14 protein-coding genes are annotated in these 13,046 nt (G+C 59.6%); 2 read left to right on the top strand and 12 right to left on the bottom strand.

Going from position 1 to position 13,046, the window contains the following annotated elements; genetic code table 11:
- Window positions 1–33 precede the first annotated feature (33 nt).
- The 12 genes from trbI to traI are packed head-to-tail and all read right to left on the bottom strand — an operon-like array spanning window position 34 to window position 10,337.
- Entirely contained in the window at window positions 34–1,344 is a 1,311-nt protein-coding gene (trbI, locus tag EKM04_RS01530; protein WP_065657557.1) for an IncP-type conjugal transfer protein TrbI, read from the bottom strand.
- A gap of 11 nt (window positions 1,345–1,355) precedes the next feature.
- On the bottom strand, window positions 1,356–1,832 hold the full coding sequence (gene trbH / locus EKM04_RS01525; RefSeq protein WP_065657558.1) for a conjugal transfer protein TrbH: 477 nt from the start codon (window positions 1,830–1,832) through the stop codon (window positions 1,356–1,358).
- A complete protein-coding gene (gene trbG / locus EKM04_RS01520) occupies window positions 1,832–2,686 on the bottom strand; it encodes a P-type conjugative transfer protein TrbG (protein WP_173994880.1) in 855 nt (284 codons plus the stop codon). Before trbG ends, trbH begins: the two co-directional genes overlap by 1 nt.
- Window positions 2,687–2,702: 16 nt before the next feature.
- A complete protein-coding gene (locus EKM04_RS01515; protein WP_065657560.1) occupies window positions 2,703–3,365 on the bottom strand; it encodes a conjugal transfer protein TrbF in 663 nt (220 codons plus the stop codon).
- Window positions 3,366–3,379: 14 nt separating this feature from the next.
- Complete coding sequence (gene trbL, locus EKM04_RS01510; RefSeq protein WP_173994881.1) at window positions 3,380–4,570, bottom strand: P-type conjugative transfer protein TrbL; 1,191 nt, start codon at window positions 4,568–4,570, stop codon at window positions 3,380–3,382.
- Window positions 4,564–4,791, bottom strand: a complete 228-nt coding sequence (trbK, locus tag EKM04_RS01505) for an entry exclusion protein TrbK (RefSeq protein WP_173994883.1) — start codon at window positions 4,789–4,791, stop codon at window positions 4,564–4,566. The genes trbL and trbK overlap by 7 nt, the downstream gene beginning before the upstream one ends.
- On the bottom strand, window positions 4,788–5,597 hold the full coding sequence (gene trbJ, locus EKM04_RS01500) for a P-type conjugative transfer protein TrbJ (RefSeq protein WP_173994884.1): 810 nt from the start codon (window positions 5,595–5,597) through the stop codon (window positions 4,788–4,790). The genes trbK and trbJ overlap by 4 nt, the downstream gene beginning before the upstream one ends.
- Window positions 5,569–8,034 (bottom strand): conjugal transfer protein TrbE, encoded by a 2,466-nt coding sequence (locus EKM04_RS01495; protein WP_173994886.1) that lies wholly within the window; start codon window positions 8,032–8,034, stop codon window positions 5,569–5,571. The genes trbJ and EKM04_RS01495 overlap by 29 nt, the downstream gene beginning before the upstream one ends.
- A 10-nt stretch (window positions 8,035–8,044) precedes the next feature.
- Window positions 8,045–8,344 carry a conjugal transfer protein TrbD gene (locus tag EKM04_RS01490; protein WP_065657564.1) on the bottom strand — a complete coding sequence of 100 codons (300 nt, stop codon included), beginning with the start codon at window positions 8,342–8,344 and terminating at the stop codon, window positions 8,045–8,047.
- On the bottom strand, window positions 8,337–8,741 hold the full coding sequence (trbC, locus tag EKM04_RS01485) for a conjugal transfer pilin TrbC (RefSeq protein ID WP_065657565.1): 405 nt from the start codon (window positions 8,739–8,741) through the stop codon (window positions 8,337–8,339). The genes EKM04_RS01490 and trbC overlap by 8 nt, the downstream gene beginning before the upstream one ends.
- Window positions 8,731–9,702 (bottom strand): P-type conjugative transfer ATPase TrbB, encoded by a 972-nt coding sequence (trbB, locus tag EKM04_RS01480; protein ID WP_065657566.1) that lies wholly within the window; start codon window positions 9,700–9,702, stop codon window positions 8,731–8,733. The genes trbC and trbB overlap by 11 nt, the downstream gene beginning before the upstream one ends.
- Window positions 9,699–10,337: an acyl-homoserine-lactone synthase gene (gene traI, locus EKM04_RS01475; protein ID WP_173994888.1), complete on the bottom strand. Its 639-nt coding sequence runs from the start codon at window positions 10,335–10,337 to the stop codon at window positions 9,699–9,701. Before traI ends, trbB begins: the two co-directional genes overlap by 4 nt.
- 365 nt (window positions 10,338–10,702) lie before the next feature.
- Between traI and repA the strand changes: the two genes are divergently transcribed.
- Both repA and repB read left to right on the top strand, forming a co-directional pair.
- Window positions 10,703–11,899: a plasmid partitioning protein RepA gene (repA, locus tag EKM04_RS01470; RefSeq protein WP_012478027.1), complete on the top strand. Its 1,197-nt coding sequence runs from the start codon at window positions 10,703–10,705 to the stop codon at window positions 11,897–11,899.
- Window positions 11,900–12,001: 102 nt separating this feature from the next.
- On the top strand, window positions 12,002–12,961 hold the full coding sequence (repB, locus tag EKM04_RS01465) for a plasmid partitioning protein RepB (protein ID WP_012478028.1): 960 nt from the start codon (window positions 12,002–12,004) through the stop codon (window positions 12,959–12,961).
- Window positions 12,962–13,046: the final 85 nt, after the last annotated feature.

The following is a 13,046-nucleotide window of genomic DNA, read 5'->3' as shown; positions in this document are numbered from 1 at the left end:
CGATCTAGACCCCGAAGACGATGCCCACACCAACTACCGATATGCTCCTGGAAACACGATATCCTGATCGACAAGGACATTGAATTTGTAGCCAGGCCGGATTTCCAGTGTCGGCTGCACATCCATGTTTTTCTGTATGGTCCGATCAGCAACCCGCCCGAAGGTCTCCGCGAAATTCCGCCTCGCTGCATCTGACGCCGTGTCTTGCGTTGCGAGCGTCGAACTCTGTGGCACGGACATGTCGATCCCGGTCCCGATCAGCGCAATCATCACCGCCGAGCCGAAGGTTTTCAGATAGTGATTGTTCACCTTGTCCTTGAAGCCGCCATAGCCTTCAGCATCGGTCCCTGCCATGCCGCCGATCTGCAGTGTCGATCCATCAGGGAAGATAATATCGGACCAAACGACGAGAATGCGGCTCTGGCCAAACGAGACCTTGCTGTCGTAGCGGCCGAATAGCTTCGTGCCCTGCGGGATCAGCAGGCGATGTCCGGTCGCGCTGTCATAGACGTTCTGGCTGACCTGAGCAGTGATGCGGCCGGGCAGGTCGGAATTAATACCAGTAATCAAGGTCGCCGGGATAACCGAGCCCCGTTTGAGCTCATAGAGTGACTGCTGCGGGACAACACGGTTCGGCAGATAGCCGAGGTCCTTGAGGTCCGTGTTGAAGAAATCCTCCTTGCTCTTCTGCCCATTGGGATCAATGTTCTGGCCGCCGAGGCCGGCACGCAAGGCGGCGGCATAGAGATCGGAAGCGCCTGCCGTCGTCGAGATCGCAGTCGATGTATTGGCGGCCGAAGTATCGTCTGTTGCCGTACGTGCCTCCAGCTTGCCGCGATCGATGGTGAGCGGCGCGTCATAGGCAGCATCGTTCGCCTGGAGCCTTGCCATGCGCTGGCGCTGTCTCTCCCTGAGATATTGCTCCTGTTGCTCGCGCTCGAGACGCGCCCGCCAAACCGCCTCCGGCTCCAGTTCCTGTCCGCGACGCTGTTCCTGCCGCTGCTCCGGCGTCGGGGTGAGCGGATTGCTGACGTTTTCGTCCACCTGCTTCGTCTCGACAGGTGTCGGCTGAAACGTCGTCTGCTGCTGCGGTTCGCCGATAATACCGTCGGTGACGCCGCGCTTGATCTGATCGGCAAAGGTCGAGGCGGGATCGCCGGAACTGGTGTCCGGGCCGGCATCCTTCCCAAAATAAAGCCCGCGCGACGCGAGCCCATAAAAGATGATGCCGAGGAAGGCGAGTGCCAGCACGATGACGACGACGATCGGCAGGCGATTGATCCGGCGGATGCCCGATGCCGCCTGACTGTTCTGCGCGCCGCCGAGTTTGAGGGATTGCACCATGATCTTCTCCCTCACCCGCGCCGCAGCAGCGAAAGCGCGCTCATCGGCGTCGCTCCGGTCGACGTCACCGTGTAAGCGCGGCCGAGTTCGACGCTGTTGGTCGAGAGGCGCGCCAGCACTTGGCCCTCGAATGGCATGATCACATAGGCAAGTGGGACGACGGTCGTTCCGCTATCCGTCTTCTGGTCGGTGACGACGGCATAGCCCCATCCCTTCAGGGCCGCCTCCAGTGCCTGCCCGAAGGGTGAGGTATCCGCCTTCAGGGCAACGGTTGCCTTGCCCGGCCCGATCTGTTCGGCAAGGCGGCTGACCATGTCGCCTGCAATGGCGCTCGCCGCCGGGCTCAAGATTTCGGGCGGCGCGTTGCTGGTGACAAGACCTTCTGTGTCGATCGATTGGCACCCGGAAAGGAGGATGGCGAGGATGCAGGCGGCAGCAAGGCCGGGTATACGGTTCAGGGGGCGTCGAATGAAGGCAAGAATCTTCATCACCGCCCTCCCCTGCTGATCGTCACCTTTTGTTGTTTCCAGCCGACGCCCGAGACGAGCACGGCGCGGTCGATATTGTAATCCACCACCATCACATTGTTTTTCATGCGGTAGTTGACGATACGGTTCTGGCCGCCGGAAACGACAAAGAGAACCGGCGCGTCCTGACCCGAGATCGACCGCGGGAACTGGATGTAGGTTTTCAATCCGTCCGAATAGACCCGTGTCGGCCGCCAGCCGACACTGCCCGATATGGAATAGGAAAAGCTTAAGTGCTCCGCTGGTACCCCGGCGCCGGGGATCGTACTTGCTTCAAGCCGCGCGTTGACGTCGGCAAGTTTCGAGGAAACATCCTCGGGATATTCGAAGCCGACGCGGGCCATATATTGCGTTGGATGCGACTTGAGCTGGATATGATATGTCCGCCGGGATGTGGTCACCACCATTGAGGTGACAAGACCGGGCTCTGAGGGTTTGACGATCAGATGGATCGCCTGACCACCGGCAGCACCCGAGGTCGCCGTCTCGACCTTCCAGCGCACCGTATCGCCGACCAGCACATCGCGCACCACCTCGCCGCCCTGAAGTTCGATATCGCAGACCTGCAACGGTGAGCAGACGACCGATGGCTGGATCTCGCCGTAAAGAAAGATCACCTTGCCATCGGCGCCTTTGGTGACCAGGCCTTTCGACCCGCGCCATTGGGTCGACAGCCCAATGCCTTTCGCCTCGTTGGCGGTGACACCATCTGCGGCAAGCGCAGTCAGCGGGCCGAGGACGGTAAAGGGGGCGATCGCCAAAACCAGGAGGCCGATGGCCATGGCAGCCCGTTGTCTTCTGTGTCTGATATTCATGCTCGGGCCATGCCTTTCAAAGCTGTGCTGTCCAGTCGAAGTCGCGGAGATAGAGACCGATTGGATTGAGACGGATGACGCCCTCATCCTGGGGCGGCGTCAGCGTCACAGTGGCGATGCCGCGGAAGCGGCGTGTCGCCGTTTCCTTGCCTCGCCGATCGCGCTCGAATTCGGTCCAGTCAACCTGATAACTCTGGTTCGATAGCGCGACGATATTGTTGACCTCGATGGCCACGGTCGCGGTCTTCGCCTTTTCGAACGGCGAGTTCGAGCGGAACCAGGCATTGACTTTTTCGGTAGCCGGATCGGATGTCCGCAGCAGCCCGTAGGTCCGGTCGATATATTGTTTCTGGACGACGGCGTCGGGCGTGACGGAGCGGAAGTTCGAGACGAAACTGCCGAGCGTGGCGCGCACCACGCGCGGATCAGCATATTCGATCTGTTGCGGAAAGCCGGCATTGACGGCTGTCCCGAGCTTGTCGACCTCGACGATATAGGGGATCAGCTTCACCTGCGTGCTCTGATAGAGGGCATAGCCGAAACCGATGACGGCCACGGTCATGCCGGTGATGCCGACGATGCGCCAGGCGGCGGCCGCTTTTACGTATGAGCCGTAGCGTTCGTTCCATTCGTTGCGCGCAGCGATATAGGGGTTGTCTGGTGGAGTGGTTCCAGCCATGCGCTGTCAGCCTCTTATTTCTTGTCATTGATCGGCGGTGGTGGCGGCGGTGTACCGGGCCGGCCGGATTGCTGGTCGAGCTTGGCGTTGGCGAGGCCGAGCATCGAACCGGCATAGGCGCCGGGCGAGCCGATGGCCTTGTCCTTAGCAGCCGAGCCAACTGCGCCGGCCGCTCCCCCAATGCCGGCTTCCAACCCGCGCATGGCGGCACCTGCCAGTGACGCTCCCCCTGCCCTAGCCGCACTTGCTGCCTCAAAGCCCCGGTTGGCCGCGCCGATCGTGAGGAACCCGGCGCCGAGTGCGGCAGAGGCAGCTTGCCCACCGTGACGAATGGCTTCCATGCCGCCGCCCACCGATGCGCCCTGGACTGCGCCTTGCAGGATGGGCGGCACATACATGGCGATGACGAACACCACGACGGAGATACCCGCAATGGCAAGCGTCGTGATGAACTGTTCGGAGGTCGCCGTCGGCGCTTCGGCAAGACCGAGCAAAATATCGGAGCCGATCTTGGCGATCATCACCAGCGCCATCAGTTTCATGCCGACCGAGAAGGCATAGACCAGATATTTGACGGCAAAATCCTTGGTGTAGGATGAGCCGCCAAGCCCGAGCATGATCATGCCGGCAAGCAGACCGACATACATCTCCACCATGACGGCGACGAAGATTGCCGCAACGAGCGAGAAGGACACGACGACGACGACCATGGCGAAGACGGCGGCGATCGCCAGTGCATTGTCCTCGAAGATGCCGAACGTCGCCAGCTCCGACATTTTCGTCGCAACGCGGATTCCGGCATCAAAGATATTGGCCGGTGAGGCTGAACCGCCGCCGGCGCCGATCTGATAGAGGCTGTCGACCACGGCCTTGGCGAACGCTGGCCCTTCGTTGAGGACAAAGGCGAAGAGACCGATGAACATGATGCGCTTGACGAGTTCCGCGAACCAGCTGTCGAGCGAGGCTGCATTGATCGCCAGCCACACAGCGGCAATCCCGACCTCAATCCCGGCGAGGATCCAGAACAGCGACCGCGCCGCGTTCATCACGGTCGTTTCCCAGCCCTTGGCAGCGATGACGACGGAGTTTTCTAGGGTGGTCAGTACCTGACCCTGTTGCGCGAGGGCGGGGGTGGTTGCGATCAGCGCAACGCCGATCACTATCAAAGCAAGTTCAAACTTGCGGGAAGGAGGCGCCGCTACCATCGTGGCTTCATCTCCTGGCCGCCGCGAATATCGCGGGTGGTATCACCGCCAAAGAACTGTTCGCGATGTTGGCGCTTTTGTGCATTGGAAGAGGGACCGGTTGCGCCTGCACCTGAACCGGATACCGAGGTGGGCTGGGGCTGGATCAGCCTCCAGCTCACGGTGCCACCAGCAGCCAGGATTACTGCCACCACGAGGATTATGATCAGACGCGGGCTCACCACCGAGGCTCCATCGTTTGTCCACCGCGGATGTCATGCTCGCTTCCGCTGAAGAATTTTTCCCGGCGCGCTTGGGCGAGATCCTTTTGCGCCTGCTCCGACTGGAACCAGGTGCCCATCATGGTCATCTGCTGGGAAACGAGACCGCGAAGCTTTTGCATCTGCGCTACCTGCTGGGCGGCAATCTGGTGGCCGACCTGCAGCGCCTTCATCTGGCCGTCCGATGATTTCGACATGGAGCGCAGAGACGACATCGTGCTTTCCTCGCTGGAGAACTGCTCTGCCGTCAGGTTCGCGGCCTTCAGCGTCCCGGCGATCGTGTCGCGATTGGTGTCGGACCAGGTCTGGTAGGTCGAGGAAAAGCTCGCGCCATCCGGCAGGTTACCCTTCATCTCGGAAAAACTCTGGAAGCGCTGCTTCAGCACATCATCGATGTTGCCCATCGAGAAGGCGACGCCCTGCCCCTGGGTAACGACGTTTTGCAGGTTCTGCAGGTCGCTTTCGACCTGGCCCCAGATATGGTTGGGCAGCTGCGCCGTGTTCTGCAACATGTTCTGGTAGATCTTGAGTTGGTTCTGGATCTGCTCGGCCAGCTGTGAGATCTGCGTGATTTGGTTGTTGACTTGGTCCGCCGATTTGCCGACCAACGAGATGAGTTCGGCGTTGTTGGCGAGCTGCGTCCATTCGGTCGCCTGACCGGTCACGCCACCGGCATGGACGGGAACAGGGAGAGTCCAGGAGAACGTAGCGACCGCACTGAGTGCGACGCGCAATATCCTATTCAACCGGGAAGAGCTTATCGGCATGGGCGATCCCCCTTTGCTGGAGCCAATGAAGAGGCCAATTTGCCCCGTGTTCGGAATGCAGGGAGCGGATCCGTTTCAGGTCTTCCTTCCCGGATGCTCCGACGAAGGAGAGCGCTACCGGTCCGAGCGCCATGTCGAACAGGCGGCGGCCTTCGGGCGAGACGACATAATAGTCCCGCTTCGGAATGGCGGTTGCGACGATCTCGATCTGCCGCTCGTTGAAGCCGATGCGCTCGTAGAATTCTCGCGTGCCGGGCTCGCGGGCCGCCCCGTTCGGCAGGCAGATTTTCGTTGGGCACGACTCTTTCAGGACATCGATGATGCCGGAGCGCTCGGCATCCGAGATCGACTGTGTGGCGAGCACCACGGCGCAGTTGGCCTTGCGCAGCACTTTCAGCCATTCCCGGATCTTGTCGCGAAACACCGGATGGCCCAGCATCAGCCAGGCCTCATCGAGGATGATCAGGCTGGGCGCACCGGTCAGGCGTTTTTCGATACGGCGGAACAGATAGGTGAGAACGGGAACGAGATTGCGCTCGCCCATGTTTATCAACTCCTCGATCTCGAAGCACTGGAACGCGCCAAGCGCCAGACCGTCCTCTTCGGCGTCGAGCAACTGGCCCATCGGACCATCGACGGTATAGTGATGCAGCGCGTCCTTGATCTCGCGCATCTGCACGCCGGAAACGAAGTCCGACAGCGAGCGGCCGCGGGATTCCGCCATCAGCGCCAACTGCCTGGAGATGGCGTTGCGATAGTCCGGGGTGATTGTCACACCTTGCAGCGCCACCAGTATCTCGATCCACTCGGAGGCCCAGGCTCGGTCACCGTCGCTCGACAGTTCGGCGAGCGGGCAAAAGGCAAGCGCCCTCACCGCACGACCAGCCGACGGGCCGATATCGCCGATCTGATAGTGATCGCCGTTGAGGCCGAGCGTCAGCGGCAGCATCGAGCCGCCCTTGTCGAAGGCGAACACCTGGGCATCGGCATAACGTCGGAACTGCGCGGCAATCAGCGCCAGCAGCGTCGATTTGCCGGAACCGGTTGGGCCGAAGATCAGCGTATGTCCGACATCGTCCACATGCAGGTTCAGCCGGAATGGTGTCGAGCCGGATGCCACCTGCATCAAGGGTGGCGAGGTCGGCGGATAGAATGGGCAAGGCGCGTTCGGACTTCCGGACCAGATAGAGTTCAGCGGAATGAGGTCGGCAAGATTGCGGGTGTTGACCAGCGGCTCGCGGATATTGGCATAAGAGACGCCGGGCAGGCTGCCAAGAAACGCATCCGTGGCGTTCAACGTTTCGATCCTCGCACCAAAACCTTCGGCCTGGATCAGACGGCGGATCGCCTCGCACTTTTCCTGGAGGCGGATCGCATCTTCTTCAAAGATCACGATGACCGGCGTGTAGTAGCCATAGGCGACAAGCTGCGAGGAGGCTTCGGCAATGGCGTCCTCAGTTTCCGCCACCATCAGCATGGCGTCCTGATCGACCGAGCGTGATTGCGTCTGGAACAGCTGGTCGAAGAACGGCCGTACCTTCTGCTGCCACTTCTTGCGGGTGCGCTCAAGGCGCGCCCTTGCTTCCTCAGCATCGAGGAAAACGAAGCGGGACGACCAGCGATAGGTCAGCGGCATCAGATCGAGCGCGTTGAGAATGCCGGGCCAGCTTTCCGCAGGCAGGCCGTCGATCGCGACGACGCCAAGAAAGCGATTCTCGATGAGCGGCGTCAGCCCGTGCTGGAGTTCCGCCGTCACCAGCCAGTCGAGATACATGGGGATTTCCGGCAGGCGAACCGGATGGTTCTCACCGGTGACGCAAAAGCGGATGAACTGGAAGAGCTCGTCATATCGGGCAACACGAAAGCCACCGCGCTCCGACGTCTCGCGTGTCATCATCCGGCGGATGGATACGACATTGGCGAGATACTGCTCAACCTCCCGGATTGAGGAGAGAAAGCTGTCCAGCGCCTTGTCGGCGTGAGTTGCGGACCGGCTGGCGGTGTCCGAATAGATATAGCGGGTCAGGCCAGAGCGGCGTGGCTCCGGCGGCCGCCAGGTCAGGATCAAGGCATGCCGGCTCTCGAAATGCCCTCTTTCCTTCTGGAAATGTGCCCGTCGTTCCGCATCGATAGCGCGGGTGACGAGATCAGGAAAATGGCAGTCGGGCCGTTGCGGGTAATCCGCGGTCGGCACCCGGACGGCCTCGACCTGAATCATCCAGCCGGAGCCAAGCCGCGACAGGATCGCATTGATCTGGCGAGAGACATCGTTGCGCTCGGCGTCCGTCGAGCTTTCGCTGTCAGGGCCGGCAAAGTACCAGCCGGCCATCAGCGAGCCGTCCTTCAGCAGGATGACGCCGTTATCGACCAGACCAGCATAGGGCACGAGATCGGCGAAGGATGGCCCGGAATGACGGAAGGATTTGAGGACGACCATCTCGACCCCTTCAGAATTTGCGCCACGGCGACGATGTCGCGCGGTAGAATGTCTTGTAGGAGATGTGGCGGACATAGACGCGCCGCATCAGCGGATCGGCCTTGGCCATCATGCGAAGCGCTGCAACCGCGACCAGCCAGATCGCGATCCCGAACAGTGCTGCATACCAGGTCAGCACCACGAAGATCAGGATGATGGCGGCCAGCGCCGTCAGCAACACCAACTCACGATCGGCGCCCATCAGCAGGTTCGGACGTGATAGCGCCCGATGAACCCGCGACCGCACGAGAGCCGAGCCAGATTCAGCCACGATCCCCCTCCCCTCTTTCAATGAGCGTGGCGGAGGGTGAATAATCGAACCGGTTAGCCTGCGAATGAAGCTCGCCGATCGACGCCCCTGTCGCGCCGAACAGGGCGACGATCTGCGTGGCGCCGAGCAACACGCCACCGACCAGCGCGACGTAGCAAAGCCGTCGGGCAAAGTCGTTCAGTTCGCCGCCGAAGATCAGCATCGCACCAGCGATGGCGACGGCCGCAAGCGCGATGAAGCCGGCGACGGGACCGGTAATCGACTGCTGGATCTGCTGGAGTGGGGATTCCCATGGCAGACTGCCGCCACCGGAAGATGCCAGTGCCGCATCCATTGAGCCGAACGAAACGAGGGCCAATGCTGTGACTGTGAGAATGAGATGGGTCTTACGCGACATGGCTGTCCTCGTCGATCTGGGCGTAATGTTCGGTCTGGTAGTGGCTGTTGCGGTATCCTTCGATATGGATGACCTCGCGGACCCGCCTCCCCTTCCCCGTGCGTTCGATGGAGACGACAAGATCGACGGCCTCGCCGATCACTTCCTGCATTGGCTGCTGGCTGGCTTCCGCCGTCAGTTGCTCCAGTCGCCGTAGGGCCGACATCGCCGTGTTGGAATGGATCGTTGTGACTCCGCCGGGATGGCCGGTGTTCCAGGCCTTCAGCAGTGTGAGTGCCGCGCCATCCCGGACCTCCCCGACAATGATGCGGTCGGGACGCAGTCGCATCGTGCTTTTGAGGAGCCGCGCCATGTCGACCGTATCGCTGGTATGCAGTGAGACAGCGTTCTCGGCGGCGCACTGGATTTCGGTGGTGTCTTCGAGAATGACCATGCGATCGTTCGGAGCGGACGCGACGATCTCGCCAATGATCGCATTGGCGAGCGTCGTCTTGCCGGAGCCCGTCCCGCCTGAGATGACAATGTTCATGCGGGAATCGATCGCGCTGCGGATGGCGGAAGCCTGGCGCTCGGTCATCACTTTCGACGTCACATAATCGTCGAGCGGTATGAGGCGCGACGCCCTCCGCCGGATCGTGAATGCCGGCCCGGATACGATCGGTGGCAACAGGCCCTCGAAACGGTGTCCGCCGATCGGCAGTTCGCCAGAGATAATCGGTCGCTCGCCGTCTGCCTCCGACTGCAGGGCATGAGCGACACTGCCGATCACGACTTCGGCGGCGGCAGGCGTCATTGCGCCGGCTGATTCGACCCCATGACCGAGCCGCTCGATAAACAGTCGACCATCGGGATTGAGCATGATCTCGACGACCGTCGCGTCATCAAGGGCGACGCAAAGCTGGTCGCCGAGCGCGTCCTGGAGTTTGCGGACAAGGCGCGGATGGGAGCGAAGCTGGGTCACGCTGCGCTCCTGAACGGTCGGCCGTCGTCGTCTGCGATGATTGAACGGTATCCCGGCGGGCAGACCCGTTCGAAGCTCATTCGGTCGGCAGGCAAACGTCCGGCGATGGCGACGGTGTTGCCGATCGCGACGGGTTCGCCAAGTCGCGTCATCGGCCAACCGGCGCGCTTCAGGATGCGCTCGAAGCGGAGATCGGTGGCCGTGACGATTTCACTGTAGCCGCTCGCGATCGACCATTCGATGATACCGGCGAACAAGGTGAGCGTCGCAAGATTCAGTGTGCTCCCCTCCCTCTGTAAGACAAGTGAGGTATCGACGCAGAAGCGCGAACTCTCGATCATGCCTGAATGCCCCCCAAGCGAACCCGTATCGAGAAGCTGGGGAAAGGTTTGCTCCAGCATGGTCGGGCCAGAAGCTGGAAGAAGACGAACGCAACCTGCGACCTTTCCACCGTCGGCAATTGCCAGAAGATAAGTCGGGCTGCAATCATCGTACTGGTCACGCTCCTCTCCCACGGTGATGGAGACGTCCCAGGCGAGACGTCCGCCAAATACCGTCGCGCGAAGACGGTGCATCTGTCTCAGGAAGTCGCGATGGCGGTCGTATTTCTCGGGCGCGACGGTCAATATCCGCATGATGATCTCCGCATGAACAGGTCGTGTGAAAGGAAATCACGCCGCGACGCGTGTGCCTATGTGCAGATCTGCACCTAAGGTGATTCTAGCGAGTCGCTGGTCCGGCTCTTAGAGTGTGAGCGTGTGGTGAGCTAGGCGGAGGAGATTCATGTGCAAATCTGCATGTCGTCCCAACGAGATCGACTTGCGCAAACAGGTGTAAGTGACAGATTCAAATCAAAGAATCGGGATAGGTCTCTGACACAACGAAAACGTGTTAACTATTGATTAACTTTAAATATCTTGCAAACCGTGCTGGAATCGGTTGTGCTATCCACGATAAATAGGTGTGTTTACGAAAATTACCGTGTGTACGAGAGGAAGTCGTGGAAAATCCGGCTCAGCTTCAAAAGGCTATTCATAAACTGATCGCGGCCCACGCGCGAGACCTCTCCGGTGCGCTGCACGAACATCGTGTAAAGTTGTATCCGCCAGAGGCGCGGAAAACCTTGCGTTCCTTCTCCTCGACGGAGGCTGCGAAGCTTATCGGTGTCAATGACGGATACCTTCGTCACCTCTCGATCGAAGGGAAAGGCCCTCAGCCCGAAATTGGAAACAACAATCGTCGCTCCTATAGCGTCGAAACGATTCAGGCCCTTCGAGAATATCTTGATCTAACCGGAAAAAACGATCGGCGTTATTCCCCCAAACGTTCAGGTAAAGAGCATCTGCAGGTCATCACCGTTGTCAATTTCAAAGGTGGCAGTGGCAAGACCACGACAGCTGCGCACTTGGCGCAATATCTCGCCCTGAACGGCTATCGTGTTCTTGCCATCGATCTTGATCCACAGGCCAGTATGTCGGCACTACACGGGTTCCAGCCGGAGTTCGACGTCAAGGACAATGAGACGCTATACGGTGCGATGCGCTATGACGCTGAGCGTCGCCCGTTGAAAGACGTGATCAAGAAGACCTACTTCGCCAACCTCGACCTGGTGCCAGGAAACCTTGAGCTGATGGAGTTCGAACACGATACAGCAAAGGTCTTGGGCTCGAACGATCGGAAGAACATCTTTTTCACGCGCATGGACGATGCGATTGCTTCAGTCGCGGACGACTACGATGTCGTCGTCGTGGATTGCCCTCCACAGCTTGGCTTTCTCACCATTTCCGCTCTCTGTGCAGCGACCGCCGTTCTCGTCACGGTTCATCCGCAAATGCTGGACGTCATGTCGATGTGCCAGTTTCTTTTGATGACGTCGGAATTGCTAAGCGTCGTCGCCGATGCAGGCGGAAGCATGAATTACGACTGGATGCGGTACCTTGTCACTCGCTACGAGCCAGGTGATGGTCCTCAGAACCAGATGGTGTCGTTTATGAGGACAATGTTCGGCGACCATGTCCTAAATCATCCAATGTTGAAAAGCACAGCTATCTCCGACGCGGGGATTACAAAGCAGACCCTCTATGAAGTCAGCCGTGACCAGTTTACGCGCGCGACCTACGACAGAGCGATGGAGTCGCTGGACAATGTAAACACTGAAATCGCACAGCTCATTCAAAGCGCATGGGGGCGCAAATGAGGACGCTCGCATCTCGCGTAGAAGCGCAGAAGTTGTCAGCCGGAAACTTTCGGGAAACCGCTTATTGTGGGGCGGCAATCTCGACGCCCGAGGGGGCTACTAATGGCTAGAAAACACCTGTTATCAGATCTCGCTGGACCAAAGTTGCCAGCCGGAAACTCTGAGGATATTGCCACCCAGGACGCCGCCACTCCGCAGTATTCTCCGCGTGGTGCGATCGGTGCTGTTTCGCGTTCCATCGAGCTTTTAAAGTCTCAGTCCCTTATGGAACTCGATCCGGATCTCATTGACGCGCCGCTTGTGGCCGACCGGTTGGAAGAATCTCCCGAGCAGTTCGAAGAGTTCGCTCGAAATATAAGGGAGCACGGTCAACAGGTCCCTATTCTCGTGCGCCCTCACCCGTCTGTTGAAGGTCGTTACCAGATTGCCTACGGACGCCGCCGACTGAGAGCAGTGAAGGCTGCCGGTATCCAAGTTAAGGCCGCCGTTCGCACCCTGTCGGATGACGAGTTGGTTCTGGCCCAAGGCCAAGAAAACAGTGCCCGGCAAGATCTTTCGTTTATCGAGCGCGCCCTATACGCCGCAGAGCTTGAAGCTGGTGGATTTCAGCGGCCAGTCATCATGGCGGCCCTCGCCGTTGATAAAAGCAATCTTTCCCGCTTGATCCAAGCTGCGAAGCAACTTCCAGCAGATATTATTCGCTTGATTGGAGCTGCCCCTAAAACAGGTCGGGACCGTTGGTACGAATTGTCAGCCCGTCTGGGACAAGCTGGCGCATCGGAAACTGCCCGTACATTGCTCAATGACGATGAGGTGAGAAGATTGAATTCTGACGAGCGTTTCGCTCGGGTATTCGAAGCTGTCACCCCTAAGAAGCCAAAGGCAGTGAAGACTGAGGTAGAAGTTTGGAAAGCTGAGGACGGCACGAAGGCCGCTCGTTACAAGCAAGACAAGCGTACCCTGACGTTAATGATCGACAAAAAGGCCGCTCCGGAATTTGCGGACTACCTGATGTCGGCGCTCCCAGAAATCTACGCTTCGTTCAAAAGGTCGAAGCAGTAAGGCGAAACGGAACCAGGAAAGGAACGATAGCGCAAAGAAAAAGCCCTCCGAAACGGTGTTCCAGAAGGCCTCTCTCAGTTTGGTC

Source organism: Rhizobium skierniewicense Ch11 (assembly GCF_023757665.1).
Taxonomy (GTDB): Bacteria; Pseudomonadota; Alphaproteobacteria; order Rhizobiales; family Rhizobiaceae; genus Agrobacterium; species Agrobacterium skierniewicense.
This window is presented reverse-complemented; position numbering and strand designations above follow the sequence as displayed.

Bases quoted from the DNA above. Each gene is read 5' to 3' on its own strand.
- trbC (WP_065657565.1), bottom strand. From the start codon at position 8,741: ATGTCGCGTAAGACCCATCTCATTCTCACAGTCACAGCATTGGCCCTC.
- trbH (WP_065657558.1), bottom strand. From the start codon at position 1,832: ATGAAGATTCTTGCCTTCATTCGACGCCCCCTGAACCGTATACCCGGC.
- EKM04_RS01495 (WP_173994886.1), bottom strand. From the start codon at position 8,034: ATGGTCGTCCTCAAATCCTTCCGTCATTCCGGGCCATCCTTCGCCGAT.
- trbG (WP_173994880.1), bottom strand. From the start codon at position 2,686: ATGAATATCAGACACAGAAGACAACGGGCTGCCATGGCCATCGGCCTC.
- trbI (WP_065657557.1), bottom strand. From the start codon at position 1,344: ATGGTGCAATCCCTCAAACTCGGCGGCGCGCAGAACAGTCAGGCGGCA.
- traI (WP_173994888.1), bottom strand. From the start codon at position 10,337: ATGCGGATATTGACCGTCGCGCCCGAGAAATACGACCGCCATCGCGAC.
- trbL (WP_173994881.1), bottom strand. From the start codon at position 4,570: ATGGTAGCGGCGCCTCCTTCCCGCAAGTTTGAACTTGCTTTGATAGTG.
- EKM04_RS01515 (WP_065657560.1), bottom strand. From the start codon at position 3,365: ATGGCTGGAACCACTCCACCAGACAACCCCTATATCGCTGCGCGCAAC.
- trbJ (WP_173994884.1), bottom strand. From the start codon at position 5,597: ATGCCGATAAGCTCTTCCCGGTTGAATAGGATATTGCGCGTCGCACTC.
- repB (WP_012478028.1), top strand. From the start codon at position 12,002: ATGGCTAGAAAACACCTGTTATCAGATCTCGCTGGACCAAAGTTGCCA.